We start from the raw sequence: 24590 nt of genomic DNA on the forward strand, positions 1-24590 counted from the left end.
TTCTCGCCTGATGTGATCAATCTAGAGAACGTTCGTTCTCGTGTCAAGTAGACTTCTGGACATGACCGAAGACGAGGCCCGCGAACGCATCCTCTCCGCCGCGGAGGAGCTGTACTACCGCAAGGGCTACGCGGCGGTCGGCATGGACGAGCTGCGGGCTTCCGCCGGCGTGTCGTTGCGGCGCGTGTACTCGCTGTTCCCGGCGAAGACCGACATCGTCGCGGCGGTGCTCACCCGGAAGCACGCCGAATGGGAGCAGGGGCTCACGGCGGCGGTGGCACAGAGCGGCGACGACCCGCGCGCCCGCCTCCTCGCGGTCTACGGCTACCTCGAGGACTGGTTCTGCAGCGACGGGTTCCGGGGCTGCGCCTTCATCAACGCGTTCGGCGAGCTCGGGGGGACGAGCCCCGAGGTGGCCGCGATCGTCCGCGCGCACAAGGCCTCGTTCCAGCAGTACATGGCGGAGCTCGTCGCGGCCACCGGTGCCCCGGTGGGTCTGGCCGCCCAGCTCTCTCTCCTCGCGGAGGGTGCGCAGAGTACCGCGGCGATCGGCGCCGACCCGGAGGCCGCCGTGCACGCACGCCGCGCCGCCGAGGTCCTGATCGACGCTGCCCTCGCTCCGGCCTGACGCCTCCACTCGCTAACCTGGTTAGCGAAACCGCGAGTCCCTGTCAAGGCCACTGCCTTCTGCTCCCGCCCCGCGTAGGGTTCCGGCATGGAGACCTCGACGAAGGGCATCGCCCGCCAGAGCCTCGTGATCGCCGCGGCCGTGTTCATGCTGATCGCCGCGGCCGTCGGCGCCGGCGCGTTCGGCGGTGACTCCGTCGACGAGCTGCAGAACGGCGCGCTCTCGGCCCAGGGGTCGTACCTCGCCCCCGCCGGACCGGCGTTCTCGATCTGGTCGCTCATCTACCTCGGACTCCTCGCCTACACCGTGTGGCAGGCCCTCCCCGCGCAGCGCCAGGACGAGCGTCAGCAGGCGGTCGGCGGCTGGATCGCCCTCTCCATGGTCCTCAACGGCCTCTGGCTGGTGACCGCGCGGTACCTGACGCTGTGGCTCACCGTGCTCGTGATCGCGCTGCTGCTCGCGACACTCGCGCGCATCATCGTGCTCCTCGGCCGGTTCCCCGCCCGCTCCCTCGCCGACCGCCTGCTCACGGACGGGGCGAACGGTCTGCACTTCGGCTGGGTCACGATCGCGACCGTCGCCAACACCGCCGCCTGGCTCACGCAGACCGTCCCGGAGGTCGGCTCGGATGCCCCCGACGCCTGGGCCGTCGCCGTGCTCGTCGTCGTGCTCGTGATCGGTGCCGCGTCGGCCTGGTTCACGGGCCGCCTCGCTCCGGCGCTCGCAACGGCCTGGGGACTGAGCTGGCTCGCGGTCGGGCGGCTCACCGATGAGCCGGAGAGCGCGGCCACCGCCGTCACCGCGATCATCGTCGCGGTCCTGCTCGTCATCGTCGGCGTCGTGGCGGTCCTCCGGCGGCGTCGCCTCGCCGGCACGCGCGACCGCGCCCCGCTCGGTCGTTAGAGGACCAGCCGGTACCCCATCCCCGACTCGGTGAGCAGGTGGACCGGCGCCGACGGCTCCTGCTCCAGCTTCTTGCGGAGCTGCGACATGTACAGCCGGAGGTAGCCGGAGTCGGACACCTGCGCGCTGCCCCAGATCTCCTTGAGGAGGTCCTGCCGGGTCACCAGCGCGCCCGGGTGCCGCGCGAGGTGCTCCAGCATCCGCCACTCGGTCGGCGTGAGGTGCACACGGGTGCCGGCACGGGTCACGGTCTTCGTCGCGAGGTCGACGACGACATCCCCGAACGCGACCACGGACTCCCCGTTCGCGGCGACCGCGCGGCGGGAGAGCGCCCGGAGCCGGGCCAGCAGTTCATCCACCTGGAAGGGCTTCGTGACGAAGTCGTCCGCCCCCGCGTCCAGCGCCTCGACCTTGTCGGCCGAGCCCGTCCGCCCCGACACGACGATGATGGGCACGCTCGTCCAGCCGCGGAGGGCCTGGATCACCTCGATGCCGTCGAGCCGGGGCATGCCGAGGTCGAGCATGATGAGGTCGGGGTGGGTCTGCGCCGCGGCGGCGACCGCGGCGGCGCCATCGGCGGCCACGACGACCTCGTACCCGTGGGCCGCGAGGGTGATCCGCAGCGCCCGCACCATCTGGGGGTCGTCGTCGGCGATGAGGAGCTTCACTCCGTGCCCTCCGTGTCGGCGGTCCCTGCGGCGAGCGGCAGGGAGATGACCATGGTGAGTCCGCCCCCGGGGGTGTCCTCCGGTGTCAGGCTACCGCCCATGCCCTCGGTGAATCCGCGGGAGAGGGCGAGCCCGAGCCCCAGCCCGGTCGTATTGTCGGTGTCGCCGAAGCGCTGGAACGGCTGGAAGATCGCATCGCGCCGCTCGGGGGCGATCCCCTCGCCGCGGTCGACGATCCGGATCTCCGCCCGATCGCCCAGCCGGCTGCTCGACACGAGCACACGGCTGCCCGCCGGCGCGTGCCGGTGGGCGTTGGCGAGCACGTTCACGAGCACGCGCTGGAGCAGCACCGGGTCGGCGTGCAGCGGCGGGAGGTCGGGATCGAGCGCGAGCTCGACGTCGGCGGGGCCGAGGCCGAGCTCGTCCACCGCGGCGAGCACGGGGCCGGCTGCGTCGATCCGCTGCGCCGAGACGGCGAGCACCCCCGCCTCCACCCGGCTCACGTCGAGGAGGTCGGTGACGAGGGTGGAGAGCGTCGCGAGGCTCTCGTCCGCGGTCTCCAGCAGCTCCGCGCGGTCTTCGGCGGACAGGCCGTGCGCGCCGCGGAGGCCGCCGATCGCCGCGACGGCCGAGGCGAGCGGCCGCCGCAGATCGTGACTGACGGCGGAGAGGAGGGCGCTGCGCACCTGATCGGTCTCGGCGAGAGCCTCCGCCTCCCGTGCCGTGGCTCGCAGATCGGTGTGCTCGATGGCGGCGGCGAGCTGGGCGACGATCGCGTCGAGCAGGCGGCGCTCCGGACCGGCGATCGGCTCGCCGTTGAGCTCCAGCACGGCCCGCGGTCCCCCACCGGACGCGACCCCGACCGGGATGGTCGTGGCGCGGCCGTCCGGCACGGGCTCGCCGTCGCTCGCCAGCACCTCCCCGGACGGGGTGAGCAGCCGCACCCCGCTCAGCCCGAACGCCTCCCGCGTGCGGCTGACGAGGGCGAGCACGGCGTTGTCGCCGCGGAGGACATTCCCGGCGACGGCCGCGAGGAGCTCCGCCTCGGCGGTCGCCCGCTGCGCAGTCCGCGCCCGGCGGGCGGCCTGGTCGACGATGAGGCTCACGAGGATCGCGATGATGACGTAGAGGGTGAGCGCGAGCACGTGCAGGGGGTGCGCGATCGTGATCGTGAACAGCGGGGCGACGAAGAGGAAGTCGAGGGTGATGCCGGAGAGGACCGCCGCGAACACCGCGGGGCGGATGCCGCCGATGAGGGCGACCACCACGACGAGGAGCTGGTAGGCGAGCACCTCGGCCGTGATCGACTCCGGGCTGCGGACCGTGAACATGAGCCAGGAGAGCAGCGGGCCGAACACCAGGGCCACGCCGAACCCCAGCGCCTGACGCCGCCAGCCGAGCGCACCGCCGGTGATGCGGGGGAGGGCGAGCCGGCCGCCCGCCGCGGCGTGGGTCACGATGTGCACGTCGATATCGCCCGAGCGGCGGATGACCTCGGCGCCGATGCCCGGCCCGGTGAGCGCGGCGGCGAGGCGGCCGCGCCGACTGACCCCGATCACGAGCTGCGTGGCGTCGGCACCCTGGGCGAACTCCACCAGCGTCGCGGGGATGTCGTCGCCGACCACCTGATGGTAGCTCCCGCCGAGCGACTCGACGAGGGAGCGCTGCGCGGCCAGGGCGCCGGGGGTCTCGTCGCGCAGCCCGTCCTGGGCGGTCACGTGCACGGCGAGCAGCTCCCCGCCGGCGGACCGGGCGGCGATGCGGGCCCCGCGGCGCAGCAGCGTCTCACCCTCCGGGCCGCCGGTGAGGGCGACGACCACCCGCTCGCGTGCCTGCCACGCTCCGGCGATGCCCTGTTCGGCGCGATAACTGCGGAGCGCGCTGTCGACCTCGTCGGCGAGCCACAGCAGCGCGAGCTCCCGCAGCGCGGTGAGGTTGCCGAGGCGGAAGTAGTGCGAGAGCGCGGCGTCGATGCGCTCCGCGGGGTAGACGAGGCCCGCGGCGAGGCGGTCGCGGAGCGTCTGCGGCGCGAGGTCGACGACCTCGATCTCGTCGGCGGCGCGGACCACCGCGTCCGGGATGGTCTCGCGCTGGGCGATCCCGGTGATCTTCTCCACGACCGCGTTCAGCGACTCGATGTGCTGCACGTTCACGGTGGTGACGACGTCGATACCCGCGTCCAGCAGCTCCTCGACGTCCTGCCAGCGCTTGGGGTTCCGCGAGCCGGGGGCGTTCGTGTGCGCGAACTCGTCCACGAGCGCGATCTCCGGGCCGAGGGCGAGCACCGCGTCGAGGTCGAGCTCGGAGAGGACGACCCCGCGGTGGGCGTCCTCCCGGCGCGGCACCTCGGGCAGCCCGGACGTGAGGGCGGCCGTGGCCGCACGGCCATGGGTCTCGACGATCGCGATGACGACGTCGCGACCCTCGTCACGGAGCCTCCGGCCCTCGACGAGCATCTCGAAGGTCTTCCCGACGCCCGGCGCGGCGCCGAGGAGGACGCGCAGTCGCCCGCGGCGGTTCCGGTCCGTCGCGGGGCGCAGCGGCCGCTCTGCGCTCATGCACCCTCCCGGTCGTCGAGTGCGAGATTCAGCTCCGCGACGTTGATGCGCTCCTCGCCGAGGAACCCCAGGTCCCGCCCTTGAATCCTAGACTCCACCAGCGCCCGGACGTCGTCCTCCGGCAGGTCGCGGGCGGCGGCCACCCGCGGCACCTGGAGCATTGCGTACGCGACGCTGATGTGCGGGTCGAGACCGGAGCCGGACGCGGTCACGGCATCCGCGGGCACCGCGGACGGATCGACCCCCTCCCTCGCGGCGATCTCGGCCTTCCGCGCGGCGATCTCGGCGACGAGGTCGGGATTCTCCGGCCCGAGGTTGCTGCCGCCCGACGAGGCCCCGTCGTACCCGTCGCCGGCCGCGGAGGGGCGGGACTGGAAGTACTCCGGCAGGGCCTCGCCCTCGGCATCCGTGAAGGACTGGCCGATGAGCGCGCTGCCCCGGTCGCCGGGGAGCATCGAGCCGTTCGCCTGTGCGGGGAGGAGGAGCTGGCCGATGCCGGTGACGAGCAGCGTGTACCCGACGCCGAGGACGAGGGTGAGGACGAGCATCGCGCGGACGGCGACACCGGCGGTGCGCATCGTGGTGCGGGTGGTGGACGACATGGCGTTCCTTTCGAGCCCGGTCAGAAGCCGGGGAGGAGGCTGACGAGGAGGTCGATGAGCTTGATGCCCACGAACGGGGCGATGACCCCGCCGAGGCCGTAGACGAGCAGGTTCCGCTGCAGGATCTGGGAGGCGCTCGCCGGCCGGTAGGTCACGCCACGGAGCGCGAGCGGGATGAGGAACACGATCACGATGGCGTTGAAGATGATCGCGCTCGTGACCGCCGAGGCCGGCGAGTGCAGCTGCATGATGTTCAGCGCCGCGAGTCCGGGGAACACGCCCATGAACATCGCCGGGATGATCGCGAAGTACTTCGCGATGTCGTTCGCGAGCGAGAACGTCGTCAGCGCGCCGCGGGTGATGAGCAGCTGCTTGCCGATGCGGACGATGTCGATGAGCTTGGTCGGGTCGGAATCGAGGTCGACCATGTTGCCCGCCTCCTTGGCCGCCGAGGTGCCCGTGTTCATCGCGACGCCGACGTCGGCCTGGGCGAGTGCCGGGGCGTCGTTCGTGCCGTCCCCGGTCATCGCGACGAGGCGCCCGCCCTCCTGCTCGCGGCGGATGAGGTCGAGCTTGTCCTCCGGGGTGGCCTCGGCGATGTAGTCGTCGACGCCGGCCTCGGCCGCGATGGCCTTCGCGGTGAGCGGGTTGTCTCCGGTGATCATGACCGTGCGGATGCCCATGCCGCGCAGTTCGTCGAACCGCTCTCGGAGGCCGTCCTTGACGATGTCCTTGAGGTGCACGACCCCGAGGATCCGATGGGTCCCTGAGCTTGTCGAAGGGCCTGAGTCCGGCTGGGTCCCTGAGCCTGTCGAAGGGCCTGAGCCGGACTGGGTCCCTGAGCTTGTCGAAGGGCCCTGCACCGCCACGACGAGGGGCGTGCCGCCGCCCGAGGCGACGTCGTCGGTGAGGGTCGTGAGCTCGTCATCGGGGGTCTGCCCCAGCCAGGCCGCCACGGCCGAGGCCGCGCCCTTGCGGATCTGCGTGCCGTCGGCGAGGTCGAGACCGCTCATGCGCGTCTGCGCCGTGAACGGGACGACGACGGCGTCCGCCGGGGCCTGGACCCGGATCCCGCGGGCGGCGGCGAGCTCGACGATCGATGCGCCCTCCGGCGTCGGATCGGCGAGGGAGGAGAGGGCGGCGGTGCGCAGCACCTCCGCGGCGTCCGCCCCGGTGAGCGGCAGCACGGCGTGGGCGCGGCGGTTGCCGTGGGTGATGGTGCCGGTCTTGTCGAGGAGCAGCGTGGTCACGTCGCCCGCGGCCTCCACCGCCCGCCCCGACATCGCCAGCACGTTGCGCTGCACGAGCCGGTCCATGCCCGCGATGCCGATGGCGGAGAGGAGCGCGCCGATCGTGGTCGGGATGAGGCAGACGAGCAGGGCGATGAGGACGGGGATGCTCACCGGCGACGCCGCGTACGAGGCGATCGGGTTCAGCGCGAGGACCACGACGACGAACACGATCGACAGGCTCGCGAGGAGGATGTTCAGGGCGATCTCGTTCGGGGTGCGCTGTCGGCTCGCCCCTTCGACGAGGGCGATCATGCGGTCGACGAACGTCTCGCCGGGCTTCGACGTGATGCGCACGACGATCCGGTCCGACAGCACCCGCGTGCCGCCGGTGACGGCACTGCGGTCGCCGCCGGACTCGCGGACGACGGGGGCGCTCTCGCCGGTGATGGCTGACTCGTCGACCGTCGCGATGCCCGCGACGATGTCGCCGTCGCCCGGGATGAGCTCGCCCGCGCTGACGATCACGAGGTCGTCGCGCTGCAGCTCCGCCGACGACACCGTCTCCGTCGGCGCTTCGACAAGCTCAGCGACCCACTCCGCGCCCCCCTGGGTCCGCGAGCCGAGGCCTTGGGTCCCTGAGCCGAGGCCCCGGGTCCCCGAGCCGAGGCCCCGGGTCCCTGAGCCGAGGCCCCGGGTCCCTGAGCTTGTCGAAGGGCCCACCACCCGTCGCGCCATCGTTTGGGTGCGGGTGTTCCGCAGGCTCGCGGCCTGAGCCTTGCCGCGCCCCTCGGCCACCGACTCCGCGACGTTCGCGAAGAACACGGTCAGCCAGAGCCAGATCGCGATGCCCCAGGTGAACGCCGCCGGGACGGGGGTGCCGCCGGACGGGGCGGGCCCGCCGAGGAAGGGCTCCGCGATCGCGAGGACGGTCGTGAACGCGGCGCCGACCCACACGAGGAGCATCACCGGATTGCGCACGAGCGTCGCGGGGTTGAGCTTCCGGAGGGCGCCGGGGAGCGCCTGCGCGAGCTGCGCCCCGCCGAAGGAGCGCGGCGGGCGGGCCGCGACGGCGGGGGCGTCCTGCTGTTCGGGAGGGGTGGTCAGGAGGGTCATGGTCAGAGTCCTTCGGCGAGCGGTCCCAGTGCGAGCACGGGGAAGTAGGTGAGGGCCGTCACGACGACGGTCACGGTGAGGAGCAGGCCGACGAACTGCGGCCGGTGGGTGGGGAGCGTGCCGGTCGTGGCCGGCACCCGCTCCTGTGCGGCGAACGATCCCGCGAGGGCCAGCACGAGCACGATCGGGAGGAAGCGCCCGAGCAGCATCGCGGCGCCCAGGGCGGTGTTGAACCACGGGGTGTTCGCCGTGAGGCCGGCGAACGCGGAGCCGTTGTTGTTCGCGGCGGAGGTGAACGCGTAGAGCACCTCGCTCATGCCGTGCACGCCCGGGTTGAGGATGCTCGTGGACTCCACGTCCTCGCGGATACCGGGGATCGCGAAGCTCAGGGCCGTGCCGCCGAGGACGAGCACCGGGACCACGAGGATGTAGAGGCTCGCGACGGTCATCTCCCGCGGTCCGATGCGCTTCCCGAGCCACTCCGGGGTGCGGCCGACGAGCAGCCCGCCGACGAAGACCGCGACGATCGCGAGCACGAGCATCCCGTACAGACCGGAGCCGACGCCGCCCGGAGCGACCTCGCCGAGCATCATGTTCAGCATCGGCATCATGCCGCCGAGCGCGGTGTACGAGTCGTGCATCGAGTTCACGGCCCCGGTCGAGGTGAGGGTGCTCGCGCTGCCGAAGAGGGTCGAGCCGAGGATGCCGAAGCGCTGCTCCTTGCCTTCCATCGCCGCCCCGGCGAGTTCGGGCGCGGCGCCGCGTCCCGCCAGCTCCAGGGCCGAGAGTGCGGCGAGCGAGGCGAGGAACAGGGTGCCCATGACCGCGACGATCGCGTACCCCTGCCGGTGGTCGCCGACCATTCGGCCGAACGTGCGGGGGAGGGCGAACGGGATCACCAGGATCAGCAGCACCTCGAGGAGGTTGGTCCACCCGGTGGGGTTCTCGAAGGGGTGGGCGGAGTTGGCGTTGAAGAACCCGCCGCCGTTGGTGCCGAGCAGCTTGATGGCCTCCTGTGACGCGACCGGACCGCCGGGGATCGTCTGCGTGCCGCCCGAGACCGTGGCGACATCGGTGAAGCCGTTCACGTTCTGGATCACGCCGCCCGCGAGCAGGGCCACTGCGCCGATCAGGGCGAGCGGGAGGAGCAGCCGCCCCAGACCACGGGTGAGGTCGACCCAGAAGTTGCCGATCGTCGCGGAGCCACGGCGCGCGAGCCCGCGGATGAGGGCGATGGCGATGGTGAGGCCGACGGCGGCGGAGACGAAGTTCTGCACCGTGAGGCCCGCGAGCTGCACCGTGTAGCCCACGGTCTGCTCGGGCGAGTACGACTGCCAGTTGGTGTTCGCGACGAAGGACGCGGCGGTGTTGAACGCGAGTCCCTCCGGCACGGCGGGCAGGCCGAGCGACGCGGGGAGGAAGGCCTGGAGCCGCTGCAGCCCGTAGACGAGCAGGAGGCCGACGAGCGAGAACAGCAGCACGCTGCGGGCGTAGGCGCGCCAGGTCTGCTCGGAGCGGGGGTCGACGCCGATCACCCGGTAGAGCCCGCGCTCGATGCGCAGGTCGCGTCCGGAGGTGTAGACGTGCGCGATGTAGTCGCCGAGGGGGCGGTAGAGGAGCACGAGCACGACCACGACGGCCGTGATCTGGAGGACGCCGTACAGGACCGTCGCGTCCATCAGAAGCGCTCCGGGGCGACGAGCGCCACGACCAGGTAGACGACCGCGGCGACGGCGAGGACCGCGGCGAGGATCTCGAAGACGATCATGCGCGGTCCACCGCCTTGGCGATGAGGGACACGAGGGCGAACAGCGCCAGGGTCAGCGCGAGGTAGATGATGTCGAGCACGTCCTCGATCCAACTGCGCCGCCCGGCCGCATCCGTCGATCCTCACGTTTCCCCTACGCCCGTCCCCTCGGATGCATGCGGGTTGCTCACGGAGACGGCCTTCGAATCGCGCACCTGGTCCCAAACCCGCCGCCGATGCAGCCAGGTGCGCGATTCGAAAGGGGGCGCCGGCCCTATGCTCACGAGGTGGGGATCAGAAGGATGCGGATCGGGACGGGGACGGGGATCGTCGCCGGGCTCGTGGTGGCCGCGCTCGGGTGCGTGCTCACGGGGTTCCTGCCGCGCACGGACGCCGGTGCGCTCGGGGAACGGATCGCGCCCGTGCTGGGGTTCGTCGTCGCGATCACGATCGTCGCCGAGCTCGCCCGTGACGCGGCGGTGTTCGACGTCGTCTCGCAGCGCCTCGCGCGCTGGGGTCGCGGCCGCGTGGTGGTGCTGTGGGCGCTGGTGGTCGTGCTCGCCGTGGTGAGCACCGTGTTCCTCTCGCTCGACACGACCGCCGTGATCGTCACACCGGTCGTCGTCGTGCTGGCGCAGAGCATCGGCGTCTCCCCGCTGCCGTTCGCCCTGGCCACCGTCTGGCTCGCCAACACCGCGTCCCTCGCGCTCCCGGTCTCGAACCTCACGAACCTGCTCGCCGCGCCCGCGATGGGGGAAGGGCCCGGGGCGTTCATCGCGCTGAGCTGGGCGCCCACGCTCGTGGGGATCCTGGTGCCGGTCGCGATCCTCACGGTCCTGCATCGGCGCACGGTCTTCGGTACGTATGAGATGCCCGAGCCCCGACGCCCCGCCGACCCGACGCTGTTCTGGAGCGCCACCGGCGTCCTCGTCGTGCTGATGCCGCTGCTCGCGCTCACCCACGACGTGTGGATCCCCGCTACGGTCGCGGCTCTCGCGTTGATCGCGCTGTTCGCCGTCCGTCGTCGCCACGCCCTGCGATTGTCCCTCGTCCCGTGGCAGGCGCTCGCGCTCGCCGCGTCGCTGTTCGTCCTGGTCGAGTCCGCGCACGCGCAGGGGCTGCTCGACTTCCTGACCTCACCGACCGCGAGGGGCGACTCTCTCGGCGACCTGTTCCCGCCGCGCGGCGCTGGGAGCCGTGAGCGCGAACGCGATCAACAACCTCCCGGCCTACCTCGTGCTCGAACCCGCTGCAGGGGACCCGGTCGCCTTGATGGCCCTGCTGATCGGTGTGAACCTCGGTCCGCTCATCACGCCGTGGGCCTCGCTGGCGACGCTCCTCTGGCACCATCGCGTGACGGCGCTCGGGGTCGAGATCCGCTGGGGCCGCTTCGCGCTCTGGGGGGCCGTCGCCGCGGTGCCCACCGTCGTCCTGGCCACGCTCGTCCTCTGACCCCGTTTCGAATCGCGCGCTTTGCTGCAAATCCGGCCGAGATGGAGCAAAGTGCGCGATTCGAACGGGGGTCAGACGCGACGCATCTCGGCGGCCAGGGCGGGGTGGACCGCGTCGAACCGGGCGGCGATGCGCTCGCGCACCTCGGGGGCCTTGTTCTGGCTGAGCTTGGCACGCGCATCGAACCGGGTGACCCGGAGCCGCAGGCCCACCGTGCCCTTCGCGGCTCGTCGGGTGCCCGCCTCGTCCTCCGCGAGGCTCCGCCCGTGCGGCTGCCCACCCTCGAAGTGGTCGGTGAGCCGGGTGAGCATGGCGTAGTTCTCCTCCGCGGTGAGGATCTCGGGGGTGCCGGAGAGGTGCGCGGTGACATGGTTCCAGGTCGGCACGAGGTCCCCCGGCGCATAGAGGCTCGAGGACACGTAGTCGTGCGGCCCCTGGATGATCACCAGGATCTCGTGTCGACCGAGCTCGTGGAGCTCGTCGTCCGGACGCCCGAAGTGGCTCACGAGCACGATGTCGTCCTCGTCCTCCTCGAGCAGCACCGGGTAGTGCGAGGCGACGAGGCCGGCGGAGGCCGGTGAGACGAACGTCGCCCACGGGTGGGCGCGGATGAGGCGCTTCACCTCGTCGGGGTCGGTCATGAGGTAGCGGGGGGTGTGACGCATGGCGCCTCCTGTCGGGTGGGGGTGGGGGTGGGAGAAGAGCTGCGGGTGCGGACGGCGAGTCCGGCGCACAGGACGACGGCGAGCCCGCCGAGCACCGTGGCCCCACCGACGTCCTCATGGAAGAGGAAGGCGGCCCAGGTGATGCCCATGACGGGCTGGACGAGCTGGATCTGACTCACCTGCGCCATCGGGCCGATGGCGAGGCCGCGGTACCAGGCGAAGAATCCGAGGAACATGCTGACCGCGGCCAGGTAGGCGAACGCGAGCCACGCGGTCGGGGTGGCGATGGGCGTGGCGGCGACCCCGGCGGCCACGGCCACCGCGAGCATCACGGGGGCGGCGAGCACCAGCGCCCACGAGATCGTCTGCCAGGCGCCGAGCTCGCGGGCGAGCAGGCCGCCCTCCGCGTAGCCGACCGCCGCCGCGATGACGGCGCCGAACAGCTGGAGGTCGGCGGGGCGAAGGACGCCGGGGGTGCCGTTCTGCAGGGTCGCGAAGACGAGGGCCGCCGCGGACCCGAGGAGCGCGAAGACCCAGAACGAGGGGGACGGGCGCTCGCGGGTGCGCAGCACGACGGCCACGGCGGTCGCGGCGGGGAGGAGGCCGATCACGACCGCCCCGTGGCTCGCCGGCGTCGTGGTCATCGCGAACGAGGTCAACAGCGGGAAGCCTGCGACCACTCCGAGGGCGACGATCGCGAGTCGTGCCCACTGGACCGGGCTCGGCGGCTGCTGACGCGTGACGAGGAGGGCGACCGCGGCGAGCACGGCGGCGACGACCGCGCGCGCGGAGCCGATGAACAGCGGCGAGAGTCCGCCGCCGAGGGCGATCCGCGTGAACGGGAGCGTGAACGAGAAGGCGACGACGCCCAGCAGCCCCCAACCGGGACCGGCGGCGCGGGATAGCAGTGTTCCGTTCGGACGGATAACGCTACTGTGTTCTTTCATGAGTCAGGATAGCACCGCGCGGATCGTGGCGGGCCTGCGGGCGTGGATCGCCACGGCCGCTCCCGGGGCCCGCCTCCCCTCCAACCGCGCGCTGACGGCGGACTACGCCGCGAGCCCCGTGACCGTGCAGAAGGCGGTGCAGCAGCTCGTCCGCCTCGGGCTCGTCGACGCGCGACCCGGCGTCGGTACCTTCGTCCGCGCGGCGCGCACGGTCCTGCCGGCGAACTACGGCTGGCAGTCCGGAGCCCTGGGGGCGGCCGCCGTGCGCCTGGACGGTCTCTCCTCGGCGCAGCGCCCGACCTCGCCGGACGCGATCGGGTTGCACTCCGGTTATCCGGCTCCGGATCTCCTCCCCGAGCGGCTCGTCCGGCAGGCCCTCGTCCGCGCCTCCCGGACGCCGTCCGCTCTCACCCGCTCGCCCGCGGCCGGCGAGCCGGGGCTGCAGGAGTGGTTCGCGGCGGAGCTGGCAGCGGCGGCCCCGGCGGGGATCACGGTGCCGACCGCCCGCGACGCCGTCGTCATCTCCGGGAGCCAGAGCGGACTGAGCTCGATCTTCCGGGCGGTCGTCGGCGTCGGCCGGCCGCTGCTCATCGAGTCGCCGACCTACTGGGGCGCCCTGCTCGCGGCGGAGCAGGCGGGGGTCGTGCTCGTTCCCGTCCCCTCCGGCCCGCAGGGCCCGGATCCGGACGCGGTCGACAGGGCGCTCGCCGAGACCGGAGCCCGGGCGTTCTACGCGCAGCCCACGTTCGCGAACCCCACCGGAGCGCAGTGGCCGGCGGCGACCGGTGAGGCCGTGCTCGACGCGGTCCGTCGCCACGGAGCCTTCCTCATCGAGGACGACTGGGCGCACGACCTCGGCATCGACGCCGACCCCCGCCCCGTGGCCGCCTCCGACCACGACGGCCATGTGGTGTACCTGCGCTCGCTGACGAAGAGCGTGTCGCCGTCCCTGCGGGTGGCGGCGGTGATCGCCCGCGGTCCGGCCAGGGATCGCATCCTCGCCGATCGCGCGGCGGAGTCGATGTACGTCAGCGGTCTGCTGCAGGCCGCCGCCCTCGACGTGGTGACGCAGCCGGCGTGGCGCACACACCTCCGCGGCTTCCGGGAGCAGCTGCGCTCGCGGCGCGACCTGCTGCTGTCGTGCCTGGCTGCGCAGGCGCCGACCGCGCTGGTGGAGGCCGTGCCGGTCGGCGGGCTGAACCTCTGGCTGCGGCTGCCCGACGGCACCGACGCCGCAGCCGTCGTCCGGGAGTGCGCGGCGCGCGGCCTCGTCATCGCGCCGGGGAGCGAGTGGTTCCCCGCGGAGCCCTCCGGCTCCTACGTGCGGCTCAACTACGCGAGCGCCGACCCGTCCCGCTTCCCCGAGGCCGCGACGATCCTCGGTGCGGTCCTCGCCGGAACCTGACCGCCGCCATCAGGACTCGGACGGCGGCCCGGCGGGGCGGTGCGCCCGGCGTCCGGCCACGACGACCGGCCGCCCCGCCCGCTCCTGACCGGGCAGCGGACGGGAGCGCCGGCCGTAGATGAGTTCGGACGAGTCGAGCAGCCACGGCACCAGGGTGATGGACACCCCGTGCACGAGCATGAGCTGGTTCGCGAGGCGGCGGGCGCGCCGGTTGTGCAGGAAGTTCTCCCACCAGTGCCCCACGATGTACTGCGGCAGGTAGACCGTGACGACGGAGGAGCCGTGCTTCTCGCGGTACTGCCGGATGAACTGCGTCACGGGCTGCGCGAACGAGCGGTACGGCGACTCGACGATCACGAGCGGCACCGGCACGAGGTGGTCGGTCCACTCCTGCTGCAGGCGCGCGGCGTCGTCCTGCGACACGGCCACGTGCACGGCGAGGGTCTTGTCGTGCTTGGCGGCGATCGCGTAGTCGATGGCCTTCATGACCGGCTTCTGCAGGTGGTTCACGAGGACGATGGCGACGTCGCCGGAGGCGCCGAAGCGGGTGGTGTCGTCGATGGCGATCTCGTGCTCGACGTCCCGGTAGTACCGCTTGACGCCGATCATGAGGAACGCGAGCACCGGGATGGCGAAGAACACGAGGTAGGCGCCGTGCGTGAACTTCGTGATCGTCACGATCACGAGCACGAGGACGGTCAGCGTCGCCCCGGCGGAGTTGATGAGCAGCCCCACGCGTGCGGAACGCCGGTCCGCGGCGCCGTCGCCGTTCGGCGGGGCGGGTGCTCGGAGCAGCCGTCGCCAGTGCCGCACCATGCCGATCTGGCCGAGGGAGAACGACACGAACACGCCGATGATGTAGAGCTGGATCAGCGTCGTCAGCCGGGCCTGGAACACCACGAGCACGGCGATCGCGGCGATCCCGAGGAGGATCATGCCGTTGGAGAACACGAGCCGGTCGCCGCGGGTGTTCAGCGACTTCGGGGCGTAGCCGTCGCGGGCGAGCACGGCGCCGAGCAGGGGGAAGCCGTTGAAGGCGGTGTTCGCCGCGAGCAGCAGCACGCAGGCCGTGGCCGCCTGCACGATGAAGAACGGGATGCTGCCGCCGCCGAACGTCGCCGCGGCGATCTGCGCCATGAGGCTCGGCTGCGGGTTCGTGCAGTCGAACCCGATGAGGTCGCAGGGGTTCTCGGCGTAGTGCACGCCGGCGATGAGGGCGAGGGCGGTGAGTCCGGAGAACAGGCAGATCGCGATGGTCCCCATGAGCACGAGGGTCGACTGGGCGTTGCGCACCTTCGGGGCCCGGAACGCCGGGACGCCGTTCGACACGGCTTCGACCCCGGTCAGCGCGGAGCAGCCGCTGGAGAAGGCCCGGAGGATGAGCAGCAGCACGGCCGCCTGGCTGAGGCTCTCGGCCTGCACGGCGAACTCCGCGCTGGACGCGATCGGGGCGTCGCCGAGCGCCGTCCGGACGAGCCCGGTGACGATCATGACGCCGACCGAGCCGATGAACACGTACGTGGGGATCGCGAACACGAGCGACGCCTCCCGCACGCCGCGGAGGTTCACGATGATGATGAGCACGACGAAGCCGACCGCGAGCTCCACGCGGAGCGGGTCGAGCGCCGGCACCGCCGAGATGATGTTGTCCACCCCCGACGCGACCGACACGGCCACCGTGAGCACGTAGTCGACGAGGAGGGCCGCGGCCACGATCACCCCGGGGACCTCGCCGAGGTTCTTCGACGCGACCTCGTAGTCGCCGCCGCCGGAGGGGTACGCCTTGATGAGCTGCCGGTAGCTGAGCACCACCACGAGCAGCAGCACGACGACGGCCGCGGCGACGAGCGGGGTGAACGACAGGAACGTGAGGCCGCCGATGAGCAGGATCATCACGAGCTCCTGCGGGGCGTAGGCCACCGAGCTCAGCGCGTCCGAGGCGAAGATCGGCAGCGCCATGCGCTTGGGCAGGAGCTGCTCGTCGACCTGGGCGCTCGTCAGCGGGTCGCCGAGCAGGATGCGCTTGGCGCGCGGCGGCGCGTCCGGGGTCGGCCTCGTTTGTTCTGACACGTCCGGCGACACTACGCCGACCGGAGGTGCCCTCACGCGATCCTCACGGAATCCCTACGGCCCGGTGGCGCTCCCTCACGGAATCCTCACGGCCTCCCGGTATCCTTGCGTCGGTGGGGGATCAGGTGGTTCTGGGGGTCATCGCCGTGGCGATCGGCCTGGCCGCGGGCGTCGTCCTCTTCGTGCCCTTCGTCGCGATCAGCTACCGCCGCCGCGGACGCCTCTCGCTCGGCCGCACGCTGCTCTGGCTCGCGGCGCTCGTCTATTTCTGGGCCATCTGGACGTACACGCTGCTGCCGCTGCCCGATCCGGACGCCATCCGCTGCGTGGGGGCGATCACCGACCCGATGTCCGTGGTGCGCGATGTGCAGAAAGCGTTCGCGGCGCCGGGCAACCCGCTGCGCCAGCCCGCACTGCTCCAGCTCGTGTTCAACGTGCTGCTGTTCGTCCCGCTCGGGGCGTTCCTCCGCGTGCTGGGCGGCCGCGGCCTGCCGACCGCGCTCCTCGCCGGCTTCGGGCTCTCGCTGTTCGTGGAGACCACGCAGCTCACCGGGGTCTGGGGTCTGTACCCGTGCGCCTACCGCTTCTTCGACGTCGGTGACCTGATGACGAACACGACCGGAGCCGTGCTCGGCTCGGTGCTCGCGCTCGTCGTGCCCCGCTCGCTGCGCGGCCTGCAGGCCCGGGCGGATGCCGACGAGCCGCGCCCTGTCACCCGTGGTCGCCGCGCGCTGGCGATGCTGTGCGACGGACTCGCGAACGGCTTCGTCGTGCTCGCCGGGGGCGTCGCGGTGCAGCTCTGGCTCGAGTACGTCGTGCAGGACCGTCAGGCCGTGCTCGACGGCACCCTCGCCGGCACGGTGAGCACGGCGGCCGCCTGTGCGCTGTGGCTCGTGGTCATCCTCGTCACCGGCCGCTCGGTGGGAGACCTCGCCGTGCAGCTGCGCTACACCGGGTCGCGGCTGCCGGCGGCGCTCGCCCGGCTGCTGCGCTGGGCGGGTGGCATCGGCGGACTCACGGCTCTCGGGATGCTCGGCGGGGTGTTCGACGCGCTCTCCTCGGTGCTGATCCTCGTCGCGATCGTGCTGCTGTTCACCACCCGCCAGGGGCGCGGCCTCCCCGGTCTCCTCTCCGGCCAGCACCTCGAGGACGCCCGCGTCGCGCTCTCGAATCCACAGGGGTTTCCGATCACGGATCGATAACGTCGTCCTCATGAGCGTGATCCCCGTCGACGAGCACCTGATCTCCGAGGCGAAGGAGCTCCGCGACCAGCTGCAGCGCTTCCTCCGCGAGTACGAGTTCGGGATGCGCGAGGTGGAGACGAAGATCTCGATCCTCCGCGACGAGTTCACCCACGATCACGCGTACAACCCCATCGAGCACGTGAAGAGCCGGCTGAAGTCGCCGGACAGCATCGTCGAGAAGATCGCCCGGAAGGGCATCGACGACCCGGACTTCGACCGCATCCGTGCCGAGATCACCGACATCGCCGGAGTGCGCGTGACCTGCAGCTTCGTCGCCGACGTCTACCGGCTGTTCGATCTGCTGACCGCGCAGGACGACGTGACCGTCCGCACGGTGAAGGACTACATCGCGAACCCGAAGCCGAACGGGTACAAGAGCCTGCACGCCATCATCGAGGTCCCCGTCTTCCTCTCGACGGGCGCGCTGTCCGTGCCGGTCGAGGTGCAGTTCCGCACCATCGCGATGGACTTCTGGGCGAGCCTGGAGCACAAGATCTACTACAAGTTCTCCAACCAGGTGCCCGCGCACCTCGTCGACAGCCTCAGCGACGCCGCCGACGCCGCTGCCGAACTCGACACCCGCATGGAGCGGCTGCACCGCGAGGCCCATGGCGTGCCGCAGCGGCAGCTCGCGCCGCCGCCTCCGCCCGCGCCGGGGATCGTCGAGGTCTGAGCACCCCGAACCGGGTCAGGCCAGGAACTCGCGGGCTGCGGCGGACATCGCCGTGACCCCGACCTCGATCGTCGGATGGATCTCCGGCGCGAAGAACGGCGAGTGGTTCGTGGGGATGTCCTTCTCCACGGTGCCCGCCGCGACGGCCTCGGCGAACCGGGCGGGGTCGACGCCGCCCCAGAACCAGAACACGAGCGGCACCTCGGCGTCGCGGGCGAACCAGGAGACGTCCTCGCTGCCGGTGAACATGCCGGGGTCGACGACGGCCGAATCGCCGAGCGCCCGACGCAGCGCCGACGAGACCCGCGCCGTCGCCTCCTCGTCGTTGATCGTGGCGGGGAGCGTGTGCTGGGTGTGGATCTCCGGCTCGCGCTCTGCGCCGGAGGCCATCGCCTCGGCGCGCACGATCCGCTCGACGCTCGCCAGCACCTTCTCCCGCACGTCCTCATTCGGGTAGCGGAGGCTGAGCTCGAGCTTCGCCTCGGCCGGGATGATGTTGTTCTTGAGTCCGGCGTGGATCGAGCCGACCGTCACCACGGCCACGCCCTGCGGGTCGATCTCGCGCGAGGTGATCGTCTGCAGGCGCATCACGGTCGCGGCCGCCATCACGACCGGGTCGATCGTGGCGTGCGGGCGGGAGCCGTGGCCGCCGCGGCCGTGCAGGGTGACGGTGAGGCCGTCCGACGCGGCCATCTGGGTGCCGCTGCGCACGCCGATGATCCCGGCGGGGAGCGGGGTGACGTGCTGACCGAGCACCACGTCGGGCTTCGGATAGCGGTCGAGCAGACCGTCGTCGAGCATCGCCCTGGCCCCCGCGCCGTACTCCTCGGCAGGCTGGATGAGCACGACGAGAGTGCCCGACCACTCCGCGCGGGTCGCGACGAGCTTCTCCACCGCGCCGATCATGGCGGTGACGTGCATGTCGTGACCGCAGGCGTGCATGACGGGAACAGTCGTGCCTGCGGGGTCGACGCCTCTCGCGGTGCTCGCATATGCGAGGCCCGTCTGCTCCTCGACCGGGAGCGCGTCCATATCGGCGCGCACCCACACCACCGGCCGCGGGAACTCCTCATCCTGGGTCTCTGAGCCTGTCGAAGGGTTGCGGAGAACCCCGACCACGCCGGTCACCCCGACGCCTTCTTCGACCTCGAGGCCCAGGTCGCGCAGGTGCTGGGCGGCGATGCCCGCGGTCCTGGTCTCCTGGAACGACAGCTCGGGGTGCTGGTGCAGGTCGATGTAGAGCGCTTCGAGGTCGATCGTCATGGCCAGAGCCTAGCCGGGTGTGCGCCGAGACCCCGGCGTTCCGCCGAGACCCCGGCTTCGCCGCGCCGGGAGGGCGGGGTCTCGACGGGAACGTGGGGTCTCGGCAGGGTCAGTGCACGTAGGTCGGCAGTTCGGGTCCGGGACGCAGCACGGCGTTCACGATCGCCTGGATCGCGAACTCGCTCGTCTCGCCGAGTCCGATCACCTCGGGATGCAGGAGCCACTGGAGCTGCAGGCCGTCCATCACGGCGAGGATGGCGGCCGAAGCGGCGGCGATGGTCGCGGGTTCGGTCACACCCTCCTGGGCGCAGAGTTCCCCGAACGCCGCCGTCACCTCCCGGCGCAGGGTCGTATAGCGCTCCTCGAAGTATTCGCGACCGGGGTGGTCGTCGGTCACCGACTCGGAGGAGAGCACCGTGTAGGCCTGCACGATGTCCGGCCGCTTCTCGTTGGCGAACGCCGTGCGGACGAGGTGGAGGAACAGCTCCGGTCCGTCGGGGATGTGCTTCTCGGCGAGGTCGGCGACGTCGGCCTGATCGCGGTAGGCGAGCACCTCGAGGAGGAGCTTCTGCTTCGAGCCGAAGTGATGCAGCACGCCCGCATGGGTGATGCCGACCTGCTCGGCGACGTCGGCGAGCGTGCCGTTCGTGGAGCCCTTGTTGCCGAAGATCTCCACGGCCGCCTTGAGGATCTGCTCGCGCTTCTCCCGCGTCGCCGGGCGCACCCGCACCGCGTGCACGTCGTCCGTCATGAGCCCACCTCCCCTCATCCCGCTCTGCTTGCCAACCAACTTACTCCTCGGTAACCTCTCCACAGCTTACTTTCTCGACAGTAAGCAAAAGCGGCGGCCGGCGGTGATCCCTCGGCCGCGACGCCGCACAAGGACCCGTGCCCAAGGAGAAGCAATGAAGCTCACGAAAACCCTGATCGCTGCCAGCGCGGTCGCCGTCCTCGGCGTCTCGGCGCTCGCCGGATGCTCGGCGGGCGGTGGTTCCGGCGACGGCGCCGGTTCCGCCTCCCTCACCATCGCGAAGCCCGACGGCGCGATCAGCACCGAGTCGAACAACCCGTTCGTCGGCGACTCCGCGGCGTCGAAGTACGGCTACGCCAAGGTGGTGTTCGAGACTCTGGCCCTGGTGAACCAGACGGGTGACCGCGGTGTGACGCCGTGGCTCGCCGAGAGCCTCGAGTGGAACGACGACTACACGCAGCTCACCGTCGTCCCCCGCGCGGACGTGACCTGGAGCGACGGCGAGCCGTTCACGGCCGACGACATCGTCTTCTCCTTCGAGACCGCCTCGATCCCCGCCCTCGACACCGCCGGCCTCAAGTTCGAGGGTGCCGAGGTCGACGGCGACAAGGTCGTGCTGAGCTTCGGTGACTCCAAGTACGTGAACCAGGCCCGCGTGCTGCACGTGCCGATCGTCCCCAAGCACATCTGGGAGAACTTCGACGACCCCGCCACCGACCCCGTCAAGGGCGACGACCTCGTCGGCACCGGCCCCTACGCGATGGCGAACTGGTCGACCGAGTCGGTCACGCTCGACGCACGCGACGACTACTGGGGCGGCGACCTCGCCGTGCCGGAGCTGCACTACGTCTCGTACGGCGACAACACCGCCCTCACCACGGCCCTCGCGAACGGCGACGCCGACTGGGCGCAGGCGTTCATCCCGCAGATCGAGGAGCAGTTCCTCTCGGCCGACCCCGAGCACAACAAGTTCCTCGCCTCCCCGACCACCGGCTCCGCCACGCTGTTCATGAACCTGCAGCAGAAGCCGTTCGACGACCCCGCCTTCCGACAGGCGCTCGCCTGGGTGATCGACCGCGACGCCTATGTCGACATCGCGCGCGAGGGTGCCAGCGAGCCGGTCTGGTCGGTCACGGGGCTGTCGTCGATCCTCGAAGACGAGATCCAGCCGGAGTTCCAGGGCGTCGACTACACGGTCGACGCCGAGAAGGCGCGTGATCTGCTGGAGACCGCCGGGTACACCTGGAAGGACGACGCCCTGATCGACCCCGACGGCACGCCCGTCTCGTTCACGCTCTCCGTCCCCTCCGGCTGGAGCGACTGGAACACGGCGCAGGAGCTCATCGCCGAGGACGTGAAGGACGGCATCGGCGCCGAGGTCAAGATCGATATGCCGGACTGGGGCGGCTGGGCCGATCCCCGCGACAACGGCACGTTCTCCGCGATCATCCACTGGCTGGAGGACAGCGGCACGGCGTACGGCCTGTACACCTCGACCATGGATCCGCGCTGGATCTCGCCCGAGGGCAAGGCCGGCTTCAACTTCGGCCGCTTCGACGACCCGGAGGCGACTGCCGCGCTGAACACCTACGCCAACGCCTCGTCCGACGAGGAGCGCACCACCGCCATCGACACGCTGCAGACGATCTTCTCGGAGCAGGTGCCGGCCATCCCGCTGGGCGCCCACCCGCTGCTGGGCGAGTTCAACACGCGCAACTACGTCGGCTGGCCGTCGGAGACCGACACCTACGCGTCCGCCGACCCGACGCAGCCGAACATCGTGCAGATCCTCACGAAGCTGAAGCCCGCCGAGTAGGACTTCGACAGGCTCAGCCACCCACAGCCGGGACTTCGACAGGCTCAGCCACCCTTCTGGGTCCCTGAGCCTGTCGAAGGGCCTCCATTTCTGGGTCCCTGAGCCTGTCGAAGGGCCCGCCCCCCACAAAGGACACCCCATGCCAGATCCCCTGCTCACCGTGCGCGACTTCTCCGTCGTGTACGACGTCGATCCGCCCGTCGAGGCGGTGAAGAACGTGACCCTCGAACTGCAGCGCGGCGAGATCCTCGGTCTCGCCGGGGAGAGCGGATGCGGCAAGACCACGCTGGCCTACGGCGTGCAGCGCCTGCTGCGCGCTCCGGCCGTCATCACCGGCGGCAGCGTGACGTTCCACGATGCGACCGGCATCGACATCGACATCAATGCGCTCGACGTCGACGCGATGCAGCGGTTCCGCTGGGACAAGGTGTCGATGGTGTTCCAGGGCGCGATGAACGCCCTCAACCCCGTGGCGACGATCGGCTCGCAGCTGGAGGACGTGTTCGAGATCCACCGTCCCGACATGAACCGCAGGCTGCGGCGTGCCGAGGCCGAGGAGCTGCTCGAGATCGTCAAGGTCGGCCGTCAGCGGGTGCGCTCCTTCCCGCACGAGCTCTCCGGCGGCATGCGTCAGCGCGTCATGATCGCCATGGCCCTGGCGCTGCGTCCGCAGCTGATGGTCATGGACGAGCCGACGACCGCGCTCGACGTACTGGTGCAGCGGGAGATCCTCAAGCAGATCTCCCAGCTGCGCCACGAGTTCGGCTTCTCGGTGATCTTCATCACCCACGACCTGCCGCTCCTGCTGGAGATCAGCGACCGGATCGCGATCATGCGCGAAGGAGAGATCATCGAGCTCGATACGGCAGAGCGCATCTGGACGCAGCCGGAGCACGAGTACACGAAGACCCTGCTGTCGTCGTTCCCCCGGCTCACCGGGGAGAGAGGGGTGCTGGTGCGATGACCACCCTCGAGTTCCGCCACGTCACGAAGGCGTACAACGTCCGCGGCGCCGGGCAGATCAAAGCCCTCGACGATGTGAGCTTCACCCTGACGTCCGGCCAGACGATCGGCCTGGTCGGCCAGTCCGGCAGCGGCAAGTCCACGATCGCGAAGATCCTCACCCAGCTCGAGACCCCGACCAGCGGCGAGGTGCTGCTCGACGGCAAGCCCATCCCGCGCCGCGGCAGGGGCCTGCGGACCTACCGCCAGCAGCTGCGGATGGTGTTCCAGGACCCGTTCGCCTCGCTCAACCCGTACCACTCGATCCGCTACCACCTGGAGCGTCCCATCCGCCTCGACGACGTGGTGCCGAAGAAGGAGACCGAGAACGAGGTGCGTCGGCTCCTCGACCGGGTGCGCCTCGATGCGGACGCGGTGATCGACCGCCGCCCCCACGAGCTGTCGGGCGGACAACGGCAGCGTGTAGCCATCGCCCGCGCCCTGGCCTCGCGTCCCTCGCTCCTCGTCGCCGACGAGCCGGTGTCGATGCTCGACGTCTCCATCCGGCTCGGCGTGCTGAACCTGCTCGCCGACCTGCAGCGTGAAGAGGGACTCGGAGTGCTCTACATCACGCACGATCTGGCGACCGCCCGACACTTCAGCGACGAGATCATGGTCCTCAACCAGGGGCGCGTGGTCGAGTACGGCACCGCCGACGATGTGATCCTCAACCCGCAGGATCCGTACACCCGCGAGCTGCGCGCGGCCTCTCCCGATCCGGAGAAGCACTTCGCTGCGGCGGCATCGAACGGAGGCGCGCTGTGAGCACCGCATTCCCCCAACTCGACGACGACGACCTCGTCGCCCGCGATGCCCTCGAGGTCGGCACCACGGCGACCACGGCGGAGCGCACCAGGCGGCCGGTGCCGTGGCGCTTCTTCGCCGGTCGCGCGGCGTTCTACCTGTTCACACTGTGGGCGGCGATCACGATCAACTTCTTCCTGCCCCGCCTCATGAAGGGCGACGCGGTCAGCTCGTACCTCGCGCGCAACCGCACCGTGAGCCCCGAGGCGGCAGAGGCCCTGCGAGTGCTGCTCGGTATCGACACCGACAAGTCCATCTGGCAGCAGTACCTCGAATACTGGGGGATGCTGCTGCGCGGCGACCTCGGCATCTCGACCCTGCACGGTCTGCGGCCGGTCGCCGAGGTGCTCGCCGCCGCCCTGCCCTGGACGCTCGGGCTGGTCGGCATCGCGACCATCATCTCCTTCGCGATCGGCACGCTGCTCGGAGCCGTCGTGGGGTGGAAGCGCGGCAGCAAGCTCGACGCGATCATCCCGGTGACGACCTTCTTCAACACGATCCCGTACTTCTGGCTCGGGCTCATCGCGATCGCGATCTTCTCCTCGACCCTGAAGTGGTTCCCGTCCTCGCATGCCTACGACAAGGGGCAGTCGCCGGAATGGAGTCTCGACTTCATCGGTCAGGTCATCATGCACGGCACGCTCCCGGCACTGACCATCGTGGTCGCCTCGCTCGGCGGGTGGGTGCTCGGCATGCGCAACATGATGCTGACGGTGCTCGACGACGACTACATCACGGTCGCGCAGGCGAAGGGCATGCCCAACAAGCGGGTGCTCTGGGGCTATGCCGCCCGCAACGCGGTGCTGCCGCAGATCCAGAGCTTCGCGCTGTCGATCGGCTTCATCGTCGGCGGCACGATCGTGATGGAGATGGTCTTCAGCTATCCGGGTGTCGGCAAGCTGCTGCTCGACGCGACCAACGCCAAGGACTTCGCCCTCATGCAGGGCGTGTTCCTCGTGATCACGCTGTCGGTGCTCGTGGCCAACATCCTCGCCGATGTCGTCTACGCCTACCTCGACCCGCGCACGCGCCAGATGGAGTCCTGAC

20 protein-coding genes and 1 pseudogene are annotated in these 24590 nt (G+C 71.0%); 10 read left to right on the top strand and 11 right to left on the bottom strand.

The genetic code is table 11. The features are described from left to right. The first annotated feature begins 61 nt into the window (after positions 1–61). Both C6C15_RS01695 and C6C15_RS01700 read left to right on the top strand, forming a co-directional pair. Positions 62–628 carry a TetR/AcrR family transcriptional regulator gene (locus C6C15_RS01695; RefSeq protein ID WP_105949117.1) on the top strand — a complete coding sequence of 189 codons (567 nt, stop codon included), beginning with the start codon at positions 62–64 and terminating at the stop codon, positions 626–628. An 87-nt stretch (positions 629–715) separates the two neighbouring features. Then, positions 716–1531, top strand: a complete 816-nt coding sequence (locus tag C6C15_RS01700) for a TspO/MBR family protein (RefSeq protein WP_105949118.1) — start codon at positions 716–718, stop codon at positions 1529–1531. On the opposite strand, the gene C6C15_RS01705 is transcribed toward C6C15_RS01700, so the two are convergent. From C6C15_RS01705 to C6C15_RS01730, 6 genes are read right to left on the bottom strand one after another with little or no spacing between them, the layout of a single operon-like run. Next, positions 1528–2199 (bottom strand): response regulator, encoded by a 672-nt coding sequence (locus C6C15_RS01705; protein ID WP_105949119.1) that lies wholly within the window; start codon positions 2197–2199, stop codon positions 1528–1530. The two genes, C6C15_RS01700 and C6C15_RS01705, sit on opposite strands and share 4 nt — an antisense overlap. Further along, positions 2196–4757 (bottom strand): ATP-binding protein, encoded by a 2562-nt coding sequence (locus C6C15_RS01710; protein WP_105949120.1) that lies wholly within the window; start codon positions 4755–4757, stop codon positions 2196–2198. Before C6C15_RS01710 ends, C6C15_RS01705 begins: the two co-directional genes overlap by 4 nt. Beyond that, on the bottom strand, positions 4754–5359 hold the full coding sequence (kdpC, locus tag C6C15_RS01715) for a potassium-transporting ATPase subunit KdpC (protein WP_105949121.1): 606 nt from the start codon (positions 5357–5359) through the stop codon (positions 4754–4756). The genes C6C15_RS01710 and kdpC overlap by 4 nt, the downstream gene beginning before the upstream one ends. 20 nt (positions 5360–5379) lie before the next feature. Beyond that, a complete protein-coding gene (gene kdpB / locus C6C15_RS01720; protein ID WP_105949122.1) occupies positions 5380–7704 on the bottom strand; it encodes a potassium-transporting ATPase subunit KdpB in 2325 nt (774 codons plus the stop codon). A 2-nt stretch (positions 7705–7706) separates the two neighbouring features. Beyond that, positions 7707–9383: a potassium-transporting ATPase subunit KdpA gene (gene kdpA / locus C6C15_RS01725; protein ID WP_105949123.1), complete on the bottom strand. Its 1677-nt coding sequence runs from the start codon at positions 9381–9383 to the stop codon at positions 7707–7709. After that, positions 9383–9472 (bottom strand): potassium-transporting ATPase subunit F, encoded by a 90-nt coding sequence (locus tag C6C15_RS01730; RefSeq protein ID WP_036292752.1) that lies wholly within the window; start codon positions 9470–9472, stop codon positions 9383–9385. Before C6C15_RS01730 ends, kdpA begins: the two co-directional genes overlap by 1 nt. 281 nt (positions 9473–9753) lie before the next feature. Here C6C15_RS01730 and C6C15_RS01735 point away from each other — a divergent pair. After that, positions 9754–10903: pseudogene (locus tag C6C15_RS01735) on the top strand (SLC13 family permease). Between the two features lie 71 nt (positions 10904–10974). On the opposite strand, the gene C6C15_RS01740 reads toward C6C15_RS01735, so the two are convergent. Together C6C15_RS01740 and C6C15_RS01745 are read right to left on the bottom strand one after the other, a co-directional pair. Continuing rightward, positions 10975–11568 (bottom strand): FMN-binding negative transcriptional regulator, encoded by a 594-nt coding sequence (locus C6C15_RS01740; RefSeq protein ID WP_105949124.1) that lies wholly within the window; start codon positions 11566–11568, stop codon positions 10975–10977. After that, positions 11541–12515, bottom strand: a complete 975-nt coding sequence (locus C6C15_RS01745) for a DMT family transporter (RefSeq protein ID WP_105949125.1) — start codon at positions 12513–12515, stop codon at positions 11541–11543. The genes C6C15_RS01740 and C6C15_RS01745 overlap by 28 nt, the downstream gene beginning before the upstream one ends. Here C6C15_RS01745 and C6C15_RS01750 point away from each other — a divergent pair. Next, a complete protein-coding gene (locus C6C15_RS01750) occupies positions 12514–13920 on the top strand; it encodes an aminotransferase-like domain-containing protein (RefSeq protein WP_105949126.1) in 1407 nt (468 codons plus the stop codon). The genes C6C15_RS01745 and C6C15_RS01750 overlap by 2 nt on opposite strands. A 9-nt stretch (positions 13921–13929) precedes the next feature. Here C6C15_RS01750 and C6C15_RS01755 read toward each other — a convergent pair whose 3' ends face one another. Next, positions 13930–15879 carry an APC family permease gene (locus C6C15_RS01755; RefSeq protein WP_276550785.1) on the bottom strand — a complete coding sequence of 650 codons (1950 nt, stop codon included), beginning with the start codon at positions 15877–15879 and terminating at the stop codon, positions 13930–13932. Positions 15880–16103: 224 nt separating this feature from the next. Here C6C15_RS01755 and C6C15_RS01760 point away from each other — a divergent pair, with 224 nt between their 5' ends. Then, a complete protein-coding gene (locus C6C15_RS01760; RefSeq protein WP_105949128.1) occupies positions 16104–17192 on the top strand; it encodes a VanZ family protein in 1089 nt (362 codons plus the stop codon). 10 nt (positions 17193–17202) lie between these two features. Then, entirely contained in the window at positions 17203–17907 is a 705-nt protein-coding gene (locus C6C15_RS01765; protein ID WP_025104005.1) for a GTP pyrophosphokinase, read from the top strand. A 15-nt stretch (positions 17908–17922) separates the two neighbouring features. On the opposite strand, the gene C6C15_RS01770 is transcribed toward C6C15_RS01765, so the two are convergent. Then, entirely contained in the window at positions 17923–19170 is a 1248-nt protein-coding gene (locus C6C15_RS01770; RefSeq protein ID WP_060923335.1) for an amidohydrolase, read from the bottom strand. 109 nt (positions 19171–19279) lie between these two features. After that, complete coding sequence (locus C6C15_RS01775; RefSeq protein ID WP_105949129.1) at positions 19280–19921, bottom strand: TetR/AcrR family transcriptional regulator; 642 nt, start codon at positions 19919–19921, stop codon at positions 19280–19282. 154 nt (positions 19922–20075) lie between these two features. Here C6C15_RS01775 and C6C15_RS01780 point away from each other — a divergent pair, with 154 nt between their 5' ends. The 4 genes from C6C15_RS01780 to C6C15_RS01795 all read left to right on the top strand — a co-directional run bounded on the left by C6C15_RS01780 (position 20076) and on the right by C6C15_RS01795 (position 24589). After that, positions 20076–21737, top strand: a complete 1662-nt coding sequence (locus C6C15_RS01780; protein ID WP_060923336.1) for an ABC transporter substrate-binding protein — start codon at positions 20076–20078, stop codon at positions 21735–21737. A 139-nt stretch (positions 21738–21876) separates the two neighbouring features. After that, positions 21877–22701 carry an ABC transporter ATP-binding protein gene (locus tag C6C15_RS01785; protein ID WP_105949130.1) on the top strand — a complete coding sequence of 275 codons (825 nt, stop codon included), beginning with the start codon at positions 21877–21879 and terminating at the stop codon, positions 22699–22701. Next, on the top strand, positions 22698–23504 hold the full coding sequence (locus C6C15_RS01790) for an ABC transporter ATP-binding protein (protein ID WP_105949131.1): 807 nt from the start codon (positions 22698–22700) through the stop codon (positions 23502–23504). Before C6C15_RS01785 ends, C6C15_RS01790 begins: the two co-directional genes overlap by 4 nt. Beyond that, on the top strand, positions 23501–24589 hold the full coding sequence (locus C6C15_RS01795) for an ABC transporter permease (RefSeq protein WP_060923414.1): 1089 nt from the start codon (positions 23501–23503) through the stop codon (positions 24587–24589). The genes C6C15_RS01790 and C6C15_RS01795 overlap by 4 nt, the downstream gene beginning before the upstream one ends. Position 24590: the final 1 nt, after the last annotated feature.

Source organism: Microbacterium sp. str. 'China', assembly GCF_002993305.1.
Lineage (GTDB): Bacteria > Actinomycetota > Actinomycetes > Actinomycetales > Microbacteriaceae > Microbacterium > Microbacterium paraoxydans.